The 16,487-nt window shown below is 41.2% G+C and carries 15 protein-coding genes; 11 read left to right on the plus strand and 4 right to left on the minus strand.

Going from position 1 to position 16,487, the window contains the following annotated elements:
• Window positions 1–2 precede the first annotated feature (2 nt).
• The 11 genes from ACFSJE_RS12555 (at window position 3) to ACFSJE_RS12605 (ending at window position 12,114) form a co-directional block, all read left to right on the plus strand.
• Window positions 3–1,205, plus strand: coding sequence for an ammonium transporter (locus ACFSJE_RS12555; RefSeq protein ID WP_379831316.1), 1,203 nt, complete (start codon window positions 3–5; stop codon window positions 1,203–1,205).
• Window positions 1,206–1,383: 178 nt separating this feature from the next.
• Window positions 1,384–1,746, plus strand: a complete 363-nt coding sequence (locus tag ACFSJE_RS12560; RefSeq protein ID WP_379831317.1) for an Ig-like domain-containing protein — start codon at window positions 1,384–1,386, stop codon at window positions 1,744–1,746.
• A gap of 475 nt (window positions 1,747–2,221) precedes the next feature.
• Entirely contained in the window at window positions 2,222–6,367 is a 4,146-nt protein-coding gene (locus ACFSJE_RS12565; RefSeq protein WP_379831318.1) for a T9SS type B sorting domain-containing protein, read from the plus strand.
• Between the two features lie 36 nt (window positions 6,368–6,403).
• A complete protein-coding gene (locus ACFSJE_RS12570) occupies window positions 6,404–7,315 on the plus strand; it encodes a PorP/SprF family type IX secretion system membrane protein (protein ID WP_379831319.1) in 912 nt (303 codons plus the stop codon).
• Between the two features lie 184 nt (window positions 7,316–7,499).
• Window positions 7,500–8,039 (plus strand): RNA polymerase sigma factor, encoded by a 540-nt coding sequence (locus ACFSJE_RS12575; protein ID WP_379831320.1) that lies wholly within the window; start codon window positions 7,500–7,502, stop codon window positions 8,037–8,039.
• A complete protein-coding gene (locus ACFSJE_RS12580) occupies window positions 8,036–8,581 on the plus strand; it encodes a hypothetical protein (protein ID WP_379831321.1) in 546 nt (181 codons plus the stop codon). Before ACFSJE_RS12575 ends, ACFSJE_RS12580 begins: the two co-directional genes overlap by 4 nt.
• Entirely contained in the window at window positions 8,562–9,650 is a 1,089-nt protein-coding gene (locus ACFSJE_RS12585) for a hypothetical protein (protein ID WP_379831322.1), read from the plus strand. The genes ACFSJE_RS12580 and ACFSJE_RS12585 overlap by 20 nt, the downstream gene beginning before the upstream one ends.
• A gap of 88 nt (window positions 9,651–9,738) precedes the next feature.
• A complete protein-coding gene (locus ACFSJE_RS12590) occupies window positions 9,739–10,398 on the plus strand; it encodes a hypothetical protein (protein ID WP_379831323.1) in 660 nt (219 codons plus the stop codon).
• The gene (locus tag ACFSJE_RS12595) at window positions 10,388–10,567 is read left to right on the plus strand and encodes a lysozyme family protein (RefSeq protein WP_379831324.1); all 180 of its coding nucleotides are present in this window, start codon (window positions 10,388–10,390) and stop codon (window positions 10,565–10,567) included. The genes ACFSJE_RS12590 and ACFSJE_RS12595 overlap by 11 nt, the downstream gene beginning before the upstream one ends.
• Before the next feature lie 29 nt (window positions 10,568–10,596).
• Entirely contained in the window at window positions 10,597–11,430 is an 834-nt protein-coding gene (locus ACFSJE_RS12600; RefSeq protein ID WP_379831325.1) for a head GIN domain-containing protein, read from the plus strand.
• Between the two features lie 84 nt (window positions 11,431–11,514).
• A complete protein-coding gene (locus ACFSJE_RS12605) occupies window positions 11,515–12,114 on the plus strand; it encodes a precorrin-2 dehydrogenase/sirohydrochlorin ferrochelatase family protein (RefSeq protein ID WP_379831568.1) in 600 nt (199 codons plus the stop codon).
• A 10-nt stretch (window positions 12,115–12,124) separates the two neighbouring features.
• Here ACFSJE_RS12605 and ACFSJE_RS12610 read toward each other — a convergent pair whose 3' ends face one another.
• From ACFSJE_RS12610 to ACFSJE_RS12625, 4 genes are all read right to left on the minus strand, one after another.
• Complete coding sequence (locus ACFSJE_RS12610) at window positions 12,125–12,877, minus strand: LytR/AlgR family response regulator transcription factor (RefSeq protein ID WP_379831326.1); 753 nt, start codon at window positions 12,875–12,877, stop codon at window positions 12,125–12,127.
• A gap of 979 nt (window positions 12,878–13,856) precedes the next feature.
• Window positions 13,857–14,519, minus strand: a complete 663-nt coding sequence (locus ACFSJE_RS12615) for a hypothetical protein (RefSeq protein WP_379831327.1) — start codon at window positions 14,517–14,519, stop codon at window positions 13,857–13,859.
• A gap of 288 nt (window positions 14,520–14,807) precedes the next feature.
• On the minus strand, window positions 14,808–15,200 hold the full coding sequence (locus ACFSJE_RS12620; RefSeq protein ID WP_379831328.1) for a hypothetical protein: 393 nt from the start codon (window positions 15,198–15,200) through the stop codon (window positions 14,808–14,810).
• 268 nt (window positions 15,201–15,468) lie between these two features.
• Entirely contained in the window at window positions 15,469–16,479 is a 1,011-nt protein-coding gene (locus ACFSJE_RS12625; RefSeq protein ID WP_379831329.1) for a dienelactone hydrolase family protein, read from the minus strand.
• Between the last annotated feature and the right edge of the window lie 8 nt (window positions 16,480–16,487).

A 16,487-nucleotide genomic window follows, 5' to 3' on the forward strand; every position in this document is an offset into this window, starting at 1 on the left:
ATATGGATACAGGAGATACAGCATGGGTATTGATTGCCACGGCTTTAGTAATGTTAATGACGCCGGCAGGGTTGGCCTTGTTTTACGGTGGACTTTCCAACAAGAAGAATGTGATAAATACGGTTGGGATGAGTTATGTGGCCTTTTGCGTAGCAACATTGGCATGGATTGTCGGCGGTTATAGCATTGCCTTTGGGCCAGAAGGACACCCCATTTTTGGGTCAATAAAAGCATTTTTCTTAGAAAACATAAGCCCATCGCAGCTGGTGGGATCCATTCCTGAATTGGCTTTTGTGGCCTTTCAAGGGGTGTTTGCCGCCATTGCCGTGGCCATTATCTCGGGTTCGGTGATTGGACGGTTAAAATTTAACAGTTGGATCATATTCTCGACCCTTTGGGTACTATTTGTGTATGCTCCCTTAGTACGCATGATTTGGGGCGATGGTCTCCTAAGCTATTTGGGAGAACTGGATTTTGCAGGTGGAACTGTTATTCACGTAAATGCCGGGGTAGCTGGCTTAGTATTGGCCCTGATTTTAGGTAAGAGAAAAGAGCATGTGGAAATTGACCCATCATCCACCAAATTAACGGTATTGGGTTCTGCGTTGCTATGGTTTGGCTGGTTTGGATTCAATGCCGGTAGCCAACTGGCAGCGGACGGGATTGCCGCAAATGCCTTTTTGGTGACCAATATTGCCGCTTGTGCAGGAGCATTGGCTTGGATGGCTTTTGAATGGAAAAGAAAACAAAAACCCACCATTTTAGGACTTGCTTCTGGTGCTATTTCTGGATTGGTCGGCATTACACCTGCCGCTGGCTATGTAGGGGTGGATGGCGCCTTGATCATTGGAATAATATCTGGAATTCTTGGATACTATGGCGTGGTGCACCTAAAAAAGATGCTGAATTATGACGATACCTTGGATGCCTTTGGAATCCATGGGCTGGTCGGAATCTGGGGGTCTATTGCCACCGGACTGTTCGCAAATCCTGAGATTAATGGAGAGGCTGGTCTTTTTTACGGCAATCCACAACAAGTGGTAGTGCAGCTCGTGGCGGTATTGGTCACTATCCTCTTTTCACTTGTGGGAACCTTTGTCATTTTCAAGATCACCAAGTTATTGACCCGTGGCACAAGAGTGGCAACTGAAGTGGAAATCAAGGGCATTGATGCTGCCTACCACGACGAAAAGAGTTTTTCATAGATAACATTAAAACATACTGGTGTCCTTGCACAACTAGGTTGGTTTGGTTTAAGGTTTTTGCAAGGCCCAGTTTACTTTGACTGTAGTTTTTGGTTAATGAAGGGTTGGTGAAATAACCATCAACCCTTCAAAAAGCTAGAGGGATAAAAAATTTAAATCACACAAAGACATTTAAGAAATGGAAAAAATAGTGCAATTAAAAAGAATCAAGGGGCAGGAACTATGCCTGATTTTTTTATTGATTTTTTTGGGATGCTCCAAAGATGATGATCTTCTTCCACAAGCCACGGCAGTTGAAGAAGTGGAGATTGTAACGGAAGAACGGAACGTAACCATTGGAGAAACAATCCAACTGAATTCAGCGGTCATTCCAGAAGATGCGGATAATCCGACCATATTATGGGGTACTGATAACCCCGATGTCGCCACCGTTGATGAGTTGGGCAAAGTAACTGGACATAAACTTGGAGTGGTGACCATTTTTGCCATATCCAAAGAAAATTTAAGCATATCGGATAGTGTGGTCCTCCATGTAGAATAAGCGAAACTTTATCACATGAAAAAAATAGAAATAATCCGGCTTTGCTTGCTGGTGGCATTATGTATCATTTTCCTTTCTTGATGAAAATCAAAAACTTGAATTAGTGTTAGTTAAGTAGTGGTTAGGTCAAATGAACAGGTCAAAATAATTGTTCCTTGATGTTAGACGAGAAACAATGTTGAGACTGTGTTTTTTTGGCAAGAGAAGAGCCGGTGGTTTTGCTGCCGGTTCTTTTTGTTTTTAAGGGAAATGGCCACTTTGTTGCAGTGATTTTTCTAAATATCACAGAGCTTTCATGAAAATAAGAAGGTTTTTCTTCCTTTTAAAATGTTAAAAATCCTGAAAACGTTCCATCGTTTATCCGATGTTTCACAACAAATGATCGGTGTAATACAACATAACTTCCATTTTGTCCTTAGTTGTTGATATGTTTGGGTAAGCCTTACTTCGTAAGGGCAGCCTCATCTTCTAAACTATGCATAAACCCCAATTACGCCGGTATAACATCAATTTTATTGTGGCTTTTTTGTTTGCGCTGACCTTAGTGCAAGTTGGGAATGCCCAATGTCCAGTGGATGCAGGTTCTGACTTTACGGCAGCATACGTATCCCCAGTCTTTTTGAATGCGGCATCTCCACTGCCCAATTCTGGAGTTTGGACACAGGTTTTGGGTCCTTCCGTGGTGAATTTTGTGGATGCAACCGACCCTGCTACTGAAGTACAAGGCACAGTGCCCGGAACTTATGAATTTCAATGGACCGTATCGGGCGGCGCTTGTACAACCGCTTCAGACACAGTTGAGGTGACCATAGCAACGGTGGATTTGGAGTTGGCAATGTCAGCGAGTACGACCACCCCGGATGTAGGTGATGTCGTCACCTTTACCATCAATTTGAGCAATTTGGGCGGTATTGATGCCACCGCAGTTTCCGTTGAAAGTTTCGTCCCTACTGGATTTGGTAGCGTAACAGCTATTAATAGTTCGGGTTCGTTTAGTGCTATTTCCAGAAATGTAACGTGGACGGGCCTTAATGTTCCACAGGGGACCAATACGGCCGTGCTTACTTTTAATGCTACGGTGCTTACCCCAACAGGGACCATTGGAGAGTTTACCAACATAGCTGAGGTGACCACCAGTGGTCAATTTGATAGCGACAGTACACCTAACAATGACGATGGAGACCAAAGTGAGGACGATGAAGATGCAATTACCGTTGCACCGCTCCAAGCCGATTTATCCCTTGTCAAAACCGTGGTGGGCGGAAACACCACTCCCTTTGTTGGAGAGCAAATCAGTTTTGAAATAACCATTACCAATGATGGACCGGATGCCGCTACCAATGTAAGAGTAGTAGATCAATTACAATCGGGCTATAGTTTTGTGTCTTACACCGCTACAGCGGGAACCTATAATAATTCCACTGCATTTTGGGATGTGGGAACCTTGGCCAATGGAGCCACGGAAACTCTGACGATAAATGTTACGGTGAACTCTACGGGGAATCATGATAACACCTCTCAAATTTGGCAGTCCGATGCCTATGATTTGGACTCTACCCCAGGAAACGGGGTTTCATCTGAAGATGATATTGGCACCGTGGACAATATTGTGCCCGTAGATGTGATTGACCTTTCCCTGACAAAAGTGATTGATAAATCACCTCCTTTGGTGAGCGATAATGTCAGATTTACCTTGACGGTGACCAATTCCGGCCCAAGTGATGCAACTTCAGTTGAGGTCACCGACCTATTGCCTTCTGGATTTACCTATGCTTCTGATAATGGGGGAGGAGATTATGATAATGTCACTGGAATATGGGATGTTGGCACGTTGGCCAATGGAAGTTCCGCAAGTTTGAGCATTTTTGCGAATGTAAATCCCTCAGGAAACTATACCAATGTGGCTGAGATTACCGGTCATGACCAAGTTGATTCCGACTCAACACCCAACAACAATGTTCCAGGTGAAGATGACCAAGATGAAGTCACGGTCATTCCTGAACCTATAGTGGATATATCCGTAACGAAGACCGTGGATGATTTAATTCCAAATGTTGGTGATCAAGCGATTTTTACAATTAGGGTTCAAAATGATGGCCCAAGCAATGCCACCAATTTGGTGGTCACAGATGTTTTAGCTTCAGGATACAATTTGGTAAATGCCATACCTACAAGTGGCACCTATAACAGTGTTAGCGGGTCATGGACGATTGCAAGTTTAGCGAGTGGGGCATCAGAAACGCTTACGATTACTGCGGATATCTTATCCACTGGAAATTATTCCAACACCGCCGAATTAACAGGACTCACCGAAACTGATGTGGATTCAACCCCAGGCAACAATAACGAGTCAGAAGATGACCAGCAGACCGTTACTCCGGTACCGCTTCCCATTTCAGATTTGCTGTTACGAAAGTCTGTGGACAATCTGAGTCCGTTTGTAGGGGAAAATGTCATTTTCAATATTAACATAACCAACTTGGGCCCTAGCGATGTTACTGGGGTTCAGGTGATGGATTTGTTGCCTTCGGGCTATACGTATGTATCAAATAGCAGAACAGCGGGAAGCTACAATCCAACCACGGGTATTTGGGATTTGAACAATGTGATTCCCAACGGAGTTACTGAAACCTTGAATATTGTGGCTACTGTAAATCCAACTGGGGATTACTTTAATGTCACTGAAGTAATTGCATCAAGCAACGATGATCCAAACTCAACGCCAAACAATAATAATTTCTTTGAAAATGACCAAGACAGTGCCGGAACCATTCCTATTCCTGCAGCCGACATGACCCTGAGCAAAACGGTTGATAATGAATTTCCGGATGTTTCAAACAATGTTACATTTACCCTTACTTTGACCAACGAAGGGCCTAGTGATGCTTTTGCATTGGCGGTTCAGGATATATTGCCTTCCGGATATACCTATGTTTCGGATGATTCCGGCGGATTTTATGATATAAACTCGGGGCTTTGGAATGTAGGCAACTTGACTGCTGGTAGCAACGCAACCTTGAACATTTTGGTTCAAGTGAATGCTTCAGGAAATTATTTGAATCAAGCTGAGTTGATGACTTCCGTAATTCCCGACCCTGATTCCACACCGGGTAACAATGACCCAACCGAGGATGATCAAGACGAGCAATCTACTACACCAAGACACGTTACTGATATTTCAGTGACCAACACAGCGGATAATTTAAGCCCATCAGCTGGAGATCAAATCATATTTACGATAACCCTCAACAACGCGGGTCCCAATGATGCCACTGGTTTGGTTGTAGAGGATTTATTGGCTACGGGATATAGTTTTGTCACCGCCACCACTTCAGTGGGGACTTATGACGAACTTGTAGGTTCATGGAACGTTTCAAGCCTAAATAGTGGTACCTCGGCAACCTTGCAAATTACAGCTGTCGTTCTTCCCAATGGGGATTACCGAAATACCGCAGAATTGATAGCATTGGATACCTATGACCCAGATTCCACAGTCAACAATAATATATCCTCGGAAGATGATCAAGCTACCGTGGTTCCGGTTCCTGATGGTTTGGCAGATTTATCTCTGACCAAAATTGTGGACAATGCTACCCCAAATGTGGGTGATGTGGTCCGATTTACTATAAGTGTAACAAACGAAGGGCCTACGGATGCAACCGGAGTAGTGGTTACCGATTTGCTGCCACAAGGCTATACCTATCAATCGCACACTGCTACAGCAGGGGTGTATAATTCCACTACCGGTTTATGGAATGTAAATCGAACAATTTTCAATCAAAATAGTGAAACTCTGGAGGTATTGGCGATGGTGAATACGCCAACAGGGCAACCCGATGAATACCTTAATGTCGCCGAAATAACAGCAAGCAATTTTGCAGACCCTGATAGTGACCCGAATGAGGGACCAGAAGCCGATGACTATGCTGACGGGATTACGGATGATGACGAAGCCAGTGCTTTTGTGATTCCTCAAACCACAGATTTGGCCATCACAAAGGTAGTGGACCGATTAGAACCCAATATTGGCGATGAGGTGGTTTTCAGCATTATAGTGACCAACCAAGGCGATGTGCCCGCAACGAATATCGGTATTGAAGAACAATTGCCCAATGGTTATCGCTTAGTGAACACTTCAGCGTCTATTGGAATTTATGATGCTTCTGGAGGTTTTTGGGAGATGGATACATTGCAAGTTTCAGAAACTGCCCAACTTGACCTCACTGTTGCGGTTTTGGATGTTGAAGATTATCTGAATACAGCAAGCTTGGCTTTTGTAGATCAGTTGGATACTAATGCTGCCAATGATTCTGCTGAAGCCTTTGTGCAACCTACTTGCTTAGTGGTATACAATGAATTTTCGCCCAATGGCGATGGCGTCAATGACTTTTTTACCATTGATTGTATTTCCAGATATCCTGGAAACGAACTACAAGTGTATAATCGATGGGGGACTGTCGTATACCAAAAACGTGGATATAACAACGATTGGGACGGAACGCCCAACGGTCGTGCCATTGTCCAGAAAGAAGACCAATTGCCGGTAGGGACCTATTACTATGTGCTGGATTTGGGAGATGGTTCCGAACCTAAAACCGACTGGCTGTATTTAAATCGATAGTGTAAACGGATGAACGGCACAAAAAACATATCGAAAATGATAAAACGAATGGGGCATGCCTATTTATTGGTGCTACTCTTGGGATGCTGCACCGTATCTGCACAGCAGGATCCGCAGTTTACCCAATACATGTACAACACCATGAGCGTTAATCCTGCCTATGCCGGTTCGCAAGGATATTTAACGGCCTTGTTAATGCACCGCTCCCAGTGGGTCGGTGTTAACGGCGCTCCAAATACACAAGTTTTGGCGGTTGACACCCCTCTGGAAAATAAATTGGGTGTAGGAGGAATTTTAGCCCATGATGCGCTAGGACCTTCTTCCGAAATATTTGTGGATGGAAATGTTTCCTACACCATTCAGTTGGATAGCACCAACAGAAAACTCTCTTTTGGAATGAAGGTAGGAGGAAGAATTTTTGACGTAGACTTCTCCAAAGGATTGACTCAGAATCCTGATGTGGTCTTCCAAAATAATGTGCAAAGCAAATTTTTCCCTACCATTGGAGCGGGGCTGTATTACCAAACCAAGGATGGGTATTTGGGTTTTGCGGTGCCCAATTTCTTTTCACAAAAACATTATGATGGGGAAGAGCAAGAAATCGCTGCGGAGCGATTGCACTACTATTTTATCGGAGGCAAGTTCTTTGACATTACTCCCGAAATAGTGTTACGCCCTGCCTTTTTTGTAAAATGGGTCCCCGGCGCCCCGATCATTGCAGATGTTTCCATAAATGCTGTCCTTCGGGAAACCTTCACCTTTGGTGTGGCCTATCGATGGGATGATTCTTTCTCAACCTTGTTGGGACTTCAAATTACGCCAAATCTAAATGCTGGATATGCCTATGACCTTACCACATCCAATTTGGCTAATTATACTGGAGGTACACACGAAATATTTTTGCGATACCAATTTAAGGAGCTGAAGAAATCTTCAGAATCACAATAATTTTAGTCGGGCAAACGAAAACCAAACATCAACATAACCTTATGCTTGCAAGCCTTCAACAGTAGTTGAAGGTTTTTTTTTGAAAAAAATTCACTTCGGTGCAACCTTTTCATTTTTAGTTTGTCATTGGGATAGAATGAAATAGGATTATTTTTAGCCGTCATTGAATAACCGTCCGGAATTTTTGGAAGCAAACGTACGTTTTACGCACCAAGCCTTGGTGGAGCAGAGCAGAGAGGGGAACCGCAACGCACAGTACCAGTTGTATGGATTGTACGTGGATGCCATGTTCAATGTTGCCATGCGGTTGTTGACCATTCGGGAGGATGCAGAGGACATTATTCAGGAGAGTTTTGTGGAAGCCTTTAGAAAGTTGGATTCCTTCCGGTTCGAGAGCACGTTTGGCGCTTGGTTAAAACGGATTGTGATTAACAAGAGCATAAATCACTTGAAAGCAAGACGATTGTTGCTCTCCTCCATGGAAAATGAAGAAGAAATTCTGGATGACGAACAGGAAGCAGAACCAGACCAGTTTGAAATTGATAAAATCAAAATGGGATTGGCCCAACTTCCAGAGGGGTACCGACAGATAATAACCCTGTACTTGATTGAAGGGTATAACCATGTTGAAATTGGAGAGATTATGGGAATAACTACTTCCACCTCCAAATCGCAATATCACCGCGCTAAAAAGAAACTCATTCAAATTGTAAATGAACTATGATGGACAATTTTGAAAAACATATTAGGGAAAACAAACAAGCCTTTGACGTCCATAAAGTGGACAAGGATAAGTTGTGGCAGGGAATTGCTTCCCAATTGGATGAAAAACCAGAACCCAGGGTAATTCCGCTTTGGAGATCAAGGAAGTTATGGGCTGCAGCCTCCATTGTATTGTTGTTGGGACTGTCCGTGATGACATTTTTCACCTTCAACAACCCAACCCAGAACATGGATGCTTATGCCAATAAAGAGCTCTTGGAAATTGACATGCACTACCAACATTTGGTGTATCAGCAGGTACAATTGGTGAAGAACAATCCCAAATTATCGGATAAGGACAAAGAAGAGTTCCTGTCCTTTATGGATGAACTGGATGTGGAATATCAGCAATTAAAATTGGAGATGCGAAACAACCTGGACAACGAACGGGTTTTGGAAGCGATTGTGGCAAATTATAAAAAGCGCATTGAACTGATTGAAAATCTACTGAAGCAAATCAATGCGTCTAAAAAAGAAATGGATTATGAAGGGTATGTATTATAAAAACATTTGGGTGACGGCAGGTCTGCTGCTGTGTACGCTGATGGTCTTTGCCCAAAATGAGCAGAGCAAGCAATGGAACAAGACCTATGATCTTTCTCCTACGGGGAAGGTGCATATTGAAAACAAATATGGCAATGTGGTCATCAATGGATGGCAAAAGAACCAAGTGAAGGTTTCCATTTCCATTCAAGTGAACCATAGAAAGGAGGATAGTGCCGAAAAATTGTTGGAGCGTATTCAGCCGAAAACCATTCAATCCGGTAATTATATCCAGTTCATCTCTGAAATCAAGGATCGGGATGCCAATATTTTTGCCAAGTACTTCAGTAAGGCAAATCCGTTTGACTTTGACAAATCCAACGTGCAGATAGATTATGAGGTGTACTTGCCCATCAATGCCGAGCTCAGCATCATCAATAAGTTTGGGGATATCATCATTGATTCTTGGAAAGGGGATTTGGAAACCGACCTTCAACATGGCGATATCTATATCAACGGAAACATTTCAACCGCAAAAGTGGATATGCGTTTTGGAAAGTTCCATGCCCGAAACCTAGATTATGGAAACCTAAAAATGGAAAATGGATCTATTGATGTTGAAACGTCCCAAAAACTGAAAATTATCAGTAGTGGTAGCGATATACGCCTCGGAGAGATTGCGGATTTGGAACTCTATTCGAGTAAAGATGAAGTGGAATTGGAATCAGTTGATGCCCTGCGAGGTGATTTTAAGTTCTCGAATGCGGACATATCAAGTGTAACAAATGAGCTGTTCCTTACACTAAGGATAGCGGAGGTTGACATCAAAAAGCTGGTGAAACCCGATGCAGACATCAATATTGTACAAGAATCCTCCGAAATCAATATAAATATCACAGGCTTGGCATTTGATTTTAAGGCCACGCTGGAACAGGGACTTTTGCGTGTTCCGAAGACGTTTACCAACATCAATACCCATGTCACGAATGAAGGGAGCAAAATCAGGGATATTACGGCCAAGTATGGCACGGGTGATCTAGGAAGTTTTACCATCAACGGAATCAAAGGAGTAATTGTACTGACGGATTGATTTTTTATAAAAAATCAGAAAAAAATTAATTCTGGTGCAACCCTTTCAAATTTTGAATGTCTTTAGAATGAAAATCAAAAAACGAATCATGATACAACTAAAACAATTGCTACCCTTATTGCTTTTCGGGTGTGTGGCATGGGGCCAACAAACTCAGGACAATTCGGATTACATTGAATTTAATGACCGCAAGAATGTGGTGCACGGGGTGTACTTGGGGCTTACCACGTATTATGGGGAAATGCGAGGAAAATCTACCTATTTAGGAGGTCTAAAAGTGGCCTACGTGGCCAACCGACAATTTGAGGTTGGTTTTTCTGGGGTTTTTCTTTACTCGGAACAGGACAACCCAAGGACCTTGAACGAGGATTTGATCGGAGCTTATGGAGGGATTCATTTAGAGCCTATCCTTTTTAGTAAGTCGACCGTTAATCTTTCCTTTCCGTTACTGATTGGGGCAGGAGGTGTCGGTTATTTGGCCAACAACTTTGATGACCCAGTGGATGACCCAAATGAGGATGATATTGATGCCGTTTTTGTGGCTGAACCAGGGGTGAGTCTTCTCTTCAATATCTCTAGATACTTGCAATTGGAAGCTGGGGTGAAATATCGCTTTTCAAGCCGACTGGAATTGGAAGATAGTCCGCTTCGGAACATCAATGGATTTTCGGGTGGAATCGGGCTTAAGGTCGGAGTGTTCAACATGGGAAGAAATCGGTACAAAAAACACTTGAACAATGGCCTATAAATCAAAAAACGAACAGTCAATCAATCAAGGAATCCTAACCAGTCATGTCTTCACCCAAAACGGGACCGTATTTCTAAGAAGTGCCGAAGAAGTGGGTGTGGACGAATGGTCCGCCATCAATTTCCATTGGATGCCCGTTTTACAATTAGAGCGGGAGTTGGGTTCCTAACAATCAAATCACATTAAAAAACGAACAGCATGAAAACTTTTAAACATGCCTTTATCGCCTTGGCGATAGGGTCAATGGCGACTTCTTGTGTGCAAGAAACCGTGTGGGTCTCGGATGAGGTCTCTACCAGAAGCTATGATTTTGAACATATTACCGCCCTTCAGGTAGCAACGGACTTTAATGCGTATGTCACTTTTTCGGAAACCGAAGAGCGTGTGGAAATTGAGGCCAATGATAACCTTTTCAATAAGATGGATGTCTATATGGAGGGGAACAGATTGGTCGTGAAGCTGGAAAATAATATCCGAGTGAAGGGTAGGGAGACGTTAAACCTTTACATCACCACAAAGAACATTTCTTGGTTCAAAGCTTCTTCGGATGCCGCAATTTTCTTGGAAAATACGTTGACTGCGGGGAGTGTTTCGATTGATTTGAGTTCAGATGCCCACTTCATTGGGGATATTGTCGCTGATGATTTTGAGTTGCGGGCAGAGTCGGACAGCGATGCGGAACTCTATTTAGAAGCAACCAATGCATATTTTGATCTTTCATCAAATGCCTATGTGGATGGTGAGGCGACCATTGAAGACGGCGTTTTCCGACTTTCAGCGGATGCAACTGTGGATTTATTGGGTAACGTGGACCACATGGATGCTGTTTTGTCCTCAGATGCCGAGTTGAAAGGATATGGGTTGCATGTAAACGATCTTGAGGTGGAACTTTCATCAGATGCGGAAGCTTATTTGACGGTTTTCGAAACCATTGATGTCATAGCAAGTTCAGATGGAAGATTGTATTACAAAGGTGACGCAGACATTGTGCGACAAGTTTTATCGAGTGGGGGAAAGGTCATTAAAAAGTAGTCCCTTCATCCAATAAGGATTTTATAAAAGAATGGGATGGCTTGCCTTAAAACCAATACCTTTGAAGGGCAAAAGCAAGATTCCATGGAGAAGAATGAGCTCTATCCCATTTTTTTAAAGGTATCCAACTTACAGGTTCTTATTGTAGGAGGTGGTAATGTAGGCTTGGAGAAGCTGACCTTTTTGTTAAAATCCAGCCCCAATGCCCAAGTGCAAATGGTGGCGCCTGAGTTTTTGCCAGAGACATTGGATTTGGCCCAAAAACATTCCGTTGAGATTACAAGGGCAGAATACAACGCTGATTTTTTAGATGGAAAGCATATGGTGGTCGCCTGCACGGATAAGGTAGAGGTGAATGAGCAGGTGTATCATGATTGTAGAGAACGCAGTATTTTGGTGAATGTGGCGGATAACCCTCCCTATTGTGATTTTTATATGGGTGGTATCGTTACCAAGGGCAATGTAAAAGTTGCCATTTCCACTAATGGAAAGTCGCCCACAACAGCCAAACGTTTACGTCAGTTTTTTGAAGATGTCCTTCCGGAGAACATAGACGATTTGGTAAAAAACCTAAATTCTTACCGAGATACCTTAAAAGGTAATTTTGAAGAAAAAGTGGAGGCCCTGAACGAGTTCACCAAAGGACTTCTGGACTCTAAGGAAAAGGGGGAGAATTCCAAATAGAAGCAAAATGCTATAAGCGCTTCATTGCCTCGATAAGATCATCCTTTTTTCTGGGTGAAATGCTTACATTCATGTTATTGCTCATGATGATGTATCCTCCATCAGATTTAATATACTTTTTTACTTCGTTCAGGTTAATGAGAAAACTATTATGTACCCGCATGAACTGCTGGTCTGCCAATAGGTTTTCATATTCCTTAAGATGTTTGCTTACCAATAATGTTTTCTTGTTTTTAAGGACGAAACAGGTATAAGAACCATCGGCTTTGCAAAGAATGATATCTTGAATGGCAATAAATTCCATTCCAGCCGTAGTGGCAAGACATATTTTCTCCTGTTTGTTGCTTCCTTTGGACAAACTTTCCATTAGTGTATCTATCTGTTGCCGGTATACATTGGTATCAATTTGGTTTCTGGCCTTTTCAACCGCGTCCTGAAGCTCATCAAGATCGATTGGCTTTAGCAGATAGTCCAATGAACTGAATTTGATGGCCTTGATGGCATATTTTTCAAAAGCAGTGGTAAATATGATTTCGAAGCTGGGTTCCTTGATTTGTTCTAGAACATCAAATCCTAATCCGGGTTGTAGTTCAATATCCAAGAATACCACATCTGGACTATAGATGGAGAGTACTTTAACGGCTTCTTTAACAGAACCGGCCGTGGCGATTACTTTTACATCTTGACAGAACTCTTCGAGCATGGACCTGAGAGTTTCTCTACTGTGTTTTTCATCTTCTATGATTACTACTTTTAAGATCATGCGCGTGTTTTTTATTGGATTATTGGTTGTATGGTTTTTTCCATGGGCCATATAAAAACAGAAAAAAAACCTCCAAATTGAAAAGAAGTATTTTTCTTATATTCTTTGAAAGAATAGTATTGTTTTGTATATTTGAGAAAGGTGTGGGGCTGGCCTATTTGGTTTTTTAAATCAAATAAGGGTGGAATTACTACGTTTATTTTTATGTTCAGCGACGTCATCCGACTGGGTTATGGACACGGTTCCGTTCGGAGCCAATTAATTTTCTTAAAAAGAAATTTGAGAGTTCATTCTCAATTCCTGTAAAGATAATCCAATGATTTTATTCTCAAGGAATTGAATCATATCATAAACAAAACTACTTGGCCAACTTTGGTCGGAGGGTGTATGTTTCATTTATGGCATACCATAACAGTAATTGGTTCTGATTGAATTTGGGTGTGGGGAGGTGTTTAGGATTTTGAACTAAATTACTGGATTCTAAATTTAGTTAAACTAGTGAGAGGTTGTCATGACATTGAGGTTTAAATTGTTATTCTGATTTTTAAAATAAGTAAAACCCACCACTTTCTTTTTTTAATATTACTGTTGCGCAGCATAACCCCATACTAGCTATCAGCTTAACTAAAAAGATACTCGTGGTGAGTTGTTTACTATAATTTTGAAGTGTAGATGTATTCTTAAACCAAGAAAAAACATTGGAATAGGGCTGCACTATCTTCATCGCCAGAACTGAAGACAGTACCATAGTAGTCTGCGTGCAGCCCAATAACTGTGTTTCTTTTTGAATCATACGTGGTATTATATCGTAATAAAACTAAGTTCGTTTGCTCTAACCTCCAGTCCTAAGTTGATGTATATAGGTTTTGGGTTTATGAAATGCCTTTATGAATTCATGGAATTTTTTTTGAAGCGATTTCTGCGTTTTTGCTCACTTTTAAAAAGAGAGATCCATAAAAACCAACTTAATTTGTGTCTTCTACGCTGTTGAATATAATTTATGGTCTTCGTCCTGTGGTGTTGGTTGTATTCGCTTGTATCTTTTAGGCATGGGTGCTACAAAATGACCTTTAAAGTCAATGGCGGCAATATTGCTAAAATAGCCCAAGATATCCTCATAATCATTGATGTTGATACCTGCTTTTAAAAGACCTTTATGAATAGGTGATTTGTTGGGCTTTGCTCCCCAATCCCCATAAATTCTTTTGTCACGTGATTTAATAATCAGGATTTTCAATTTGCTTAGATGCCAAGAAGGGATATAAAAATTAGAGACACCATCGTTAAGGGATTTAAACGTCACGTATACTTTGCCCACATTTTTATACACATTGGCTGAATAGCCTAAGGTGGCATTATTAAAAGGTAGTTTTAAACATGCTTCTTCGGATTCGAGATAGAATAGAATAGGGCTGTTATAAAGCACATCTTCTGTAATTTCGGGGACATCAATTGTAAATGACCAACCTGGCAATTGATTTCGAATATCAAAAGATAAAAGTTCCACAGTGTTACTGGATAATGGTCTTGAATTCTGACCATTGTTGTTTGATATGGAAGAAGTTCTATTAAAAAGATAAATAGGGTATCCTATAATTATTCCTGCACAAATCAATGTCCATGCTATAGTTAACATTTGCATATGAAAATTTTTGATTAAAAACTCAGGGAACGTTTAAATCTTTAACCAAGTAACAAATTGCTAACTTAATTTTAGTACCACAATATATAGATGGTGGTTCTCAATTGATGGATATTTTTTATGCGATTAAGTGTATGTTTTCATAGATGAAATGCACATAAAACAAGAATATAATGACTTAAAACCAATATAAAAAAGTGTAGACCCGTATTGAGAATAAACGCACTAATTACTTTCAACGGACAAAAAGTAAAAATGGGCCAATCTATTGGATAGTTGACTTCAATATTATGTTTCAATGTCATTTTTTTCATCTGAGAGTTCCAATTGACCAATAACATTCATTACATCATAGTTGGCAATTTTCCTTGTACTATAGTTTCTTTTAATATGGTTTAAATAGGTATGTATTTCCAAAGTATAGTAGTTCTCCAGTTCAAATATTGAATTGGTGTCTTCTGTAATCTCTGATTTTTTGGCAGTGTTTTTTTTGCCAAACGATCGAGCATTGTACACAATTTTATAATGGTTGTTGTCTTCATCCATCCATTCAATGGTTACCTCTATAAAGTCGTCCATTCTCTCCCTTAGTCTATAGGTTGCTTTTTTAGGGATTCTTCCGTGTTCATATTCAGATTTTACTAAATCCAAAATCCATTTTTCAAGAAAGCTTTCTCTCATGTTATTTCAATGTTTAGGTATTTGGGTGTTGCCCCTTTTAGGGCTGGTTCTAATTTCTGTTTTGAGGATGAAGGTTTTGTGTTCCCATAATGTTTAAAGAATGCCCTTGGTTTAAGGCCATGAACTATCTATGGACGTTTTAAGCTTTTTAGGGCCGAGTGGTTCTTGGGAACTATATGGGGAAGGTTGAAAAGCTGGTCTCCAAAATGAGGTTAAAGGAGACAATATTGATGGTGTCCATAAGTAGTCTTAGGTTTATTTTTTAAGGTCAGTTCGTATTCCAAATCTCTTTCAACCACGCTATGGTGCGTGCACGAGCCAATTCACTATCAGGAATATGATCGTAATCAAAACTATGGGCCGCATTCTCGTAATAAAATGTTTCCACGGGAGCTCCTTTTGCTTCGAGAACATCTAACATGCAAAATGTATTATCAGTTAGTTTGTCATCTCCAGGGATATGATATAACATTGGAGCATAAGGGTAGAAAACATTTTCTTCCAATACTTCCAGTCCACAAGGGTGCTTGCCCCAATAATTATATCCAACAGAGCCTCCATAGTAGAAAACACCTCCCGAAAAACCTACATCGGGTTTAGATTGCGGAGGCAGGATACCATCCGAAGCATCATAAACGGTCCCATTATCACTCTGTGTCCATACAAAATCCGTAGGAACTTTATCTGTGTCAATTAGGGTTGAAGCCACTGCAGTCGCCCCATCGGAAAAGCCTAAAAGTGCAATATCCTCGCTTTGGACAACAGTGGTTCCATCTTCATATTTTAAGTTTTGTAAAAGGGCAAGGGTAGCATTCGCGTCTCTAGGTCGCACAAATTGGGCACTTATTTTTATGTTATTAGGAAGTTCTGCCCATTTTCCAGTTCTTGTAATAACACCTCTTTCGGTATAACTATCTACAAAAGCTCCAACAATACAGTTTTCTGCAAGGATATTTTGCCATTCCTTAAATTGGCCGGACATGGTTTGGCTCTCCGGGCTATTCTGGTACCAAAGACCATAAGATCCGTGCATTACCACCACTGCGGGAAAGGGACCATTTACCGCACACTCCTTAGGAATTGATAGATATACGGGAACCTTGACGTTATCTACCAGAGCATAAACAATTGTGTCTGTTGTGGAAGCAGATAGTTTAACTTCTGGAGTTTCCCCATCATAAATAAGAGATCGATCATTGCTACAGGATATAAAAACAATGAAAATGCCAATAAATAAAAGTAGGTTAAGTTTTTTTGGTGATTTTGGGTTTTGTTTCATACAAATAG

Source organism: Flagellimonas iocasae (assembly GCF_042682725.1).
GTDB lineage: Bacteria > Bacteroidota > Bacteroidia > Flavobacteriales > Flavobacteriaceae > Flagellimonas > Flagellimonas iocasae.

Excerpts from the sequence above, each read along its gene's own strand:
- ACFSJE_RS12585 (WP_379831322.1), top strand. The coding sequence starts at position 8,562 with ATGAAGGGTATGTATTATAAAAACATTTGGGTGACGGCAGGTCTGCTG.
- ACFSJE_RS12620 (WP_379831328.1), bottom strand. The coding sequence starts at position 15,200 with ATGAGAGAAAGCTTTCTTGAAAAATGGATTTTGGATTTAGTAAAATCT.
- ACFSJE_RS12590 (WP_379831323.1), top strand. The coding sequence starts at position 9,739 with ATGATACAACTAAAACAATTGCTACCCTTATTGCTTTTCGGGTGTGTG.
- ACFSJE_RS12570 (WP_379831319.1), top strand. The coding sequence starts at position 6,404 with ATGATAAAACGAATGGGGCATGCCTATTTATTGGTGCTACTCTTGGGA.
- ACFSJE_RS12610 (WP_379831326.1), bottom strand. The coding sequence starts at position 12,877 with ATGATCTTAAAAGTAGTAATCATAGAAGATGAAAAACACAGTAGAGAA.
- ACFSJE_RS12565 (WP_379831318.1), top strand. The coding sequence starts at position 2,222 with ATGCATAAACCCCAATTACGCCGGTATAACATCAATTTTATTGTGGCT.
- ACFSJE_RS12555 (WP_379831316.1), top strand. The coding sequence starts at position 3 with ATGGATACAGGAGATACAGCATGGGTATTGATTGCCACGGCTTTAGTA.
- ACFSJE_RS12600 (WP_379831325.1), top strand. The coding sequence starts at position 10,597 with ATGAAAACTTTTAAACATGCCTTTATCGCCTTGGCGATAGGGTCAATG.
- ACFSJE_RS12605 (WP_379831568.1), top strand. The coding sequence starts at position 11,515 with ATGGAGAAGAATGAGCTCTATCCCATTTTTTTAAAGGTATCCAACTTA.
- ACFSJE_RS12580 (WP_379831321.1), top strand. The coding sequence starts at position 8,036 with ATGATGGACAATTTTGAAAAACATATTAGGGAAAACAAACAAGCCTTT.
- ACFSJE_RS12615 (WP_379831327.1), bottom strand. The coding sequence starts at position 14,519 with ATGCAAATGTTAACTATAGCATGGACATTGATTTGTGCAGGAATAATT.
- ACFSJE_RS12595 (WP_379831324.1), top strand. The coding sequence starts at position 10,388 with ATGGCCTATAAATCAAAAAACGAACAGTCAATCAATCAAGGAATCCTA.
- ACFSJE_RS12560 (WP_379831317.1), top strand. The coding sequence starts at position 1,384 with ATGGAAAAAATAGTGCAATTAAAAAGAATCAAGGGGCAGGAACTATGC.
- ACFSJE_RS12625 (WP_379831329.1), bottom strand. The coding sequence starts at position 16,479 with ATGAAACAAAACCCAAAATCACCAAAAAAACTTAACCTACTTTTATTT.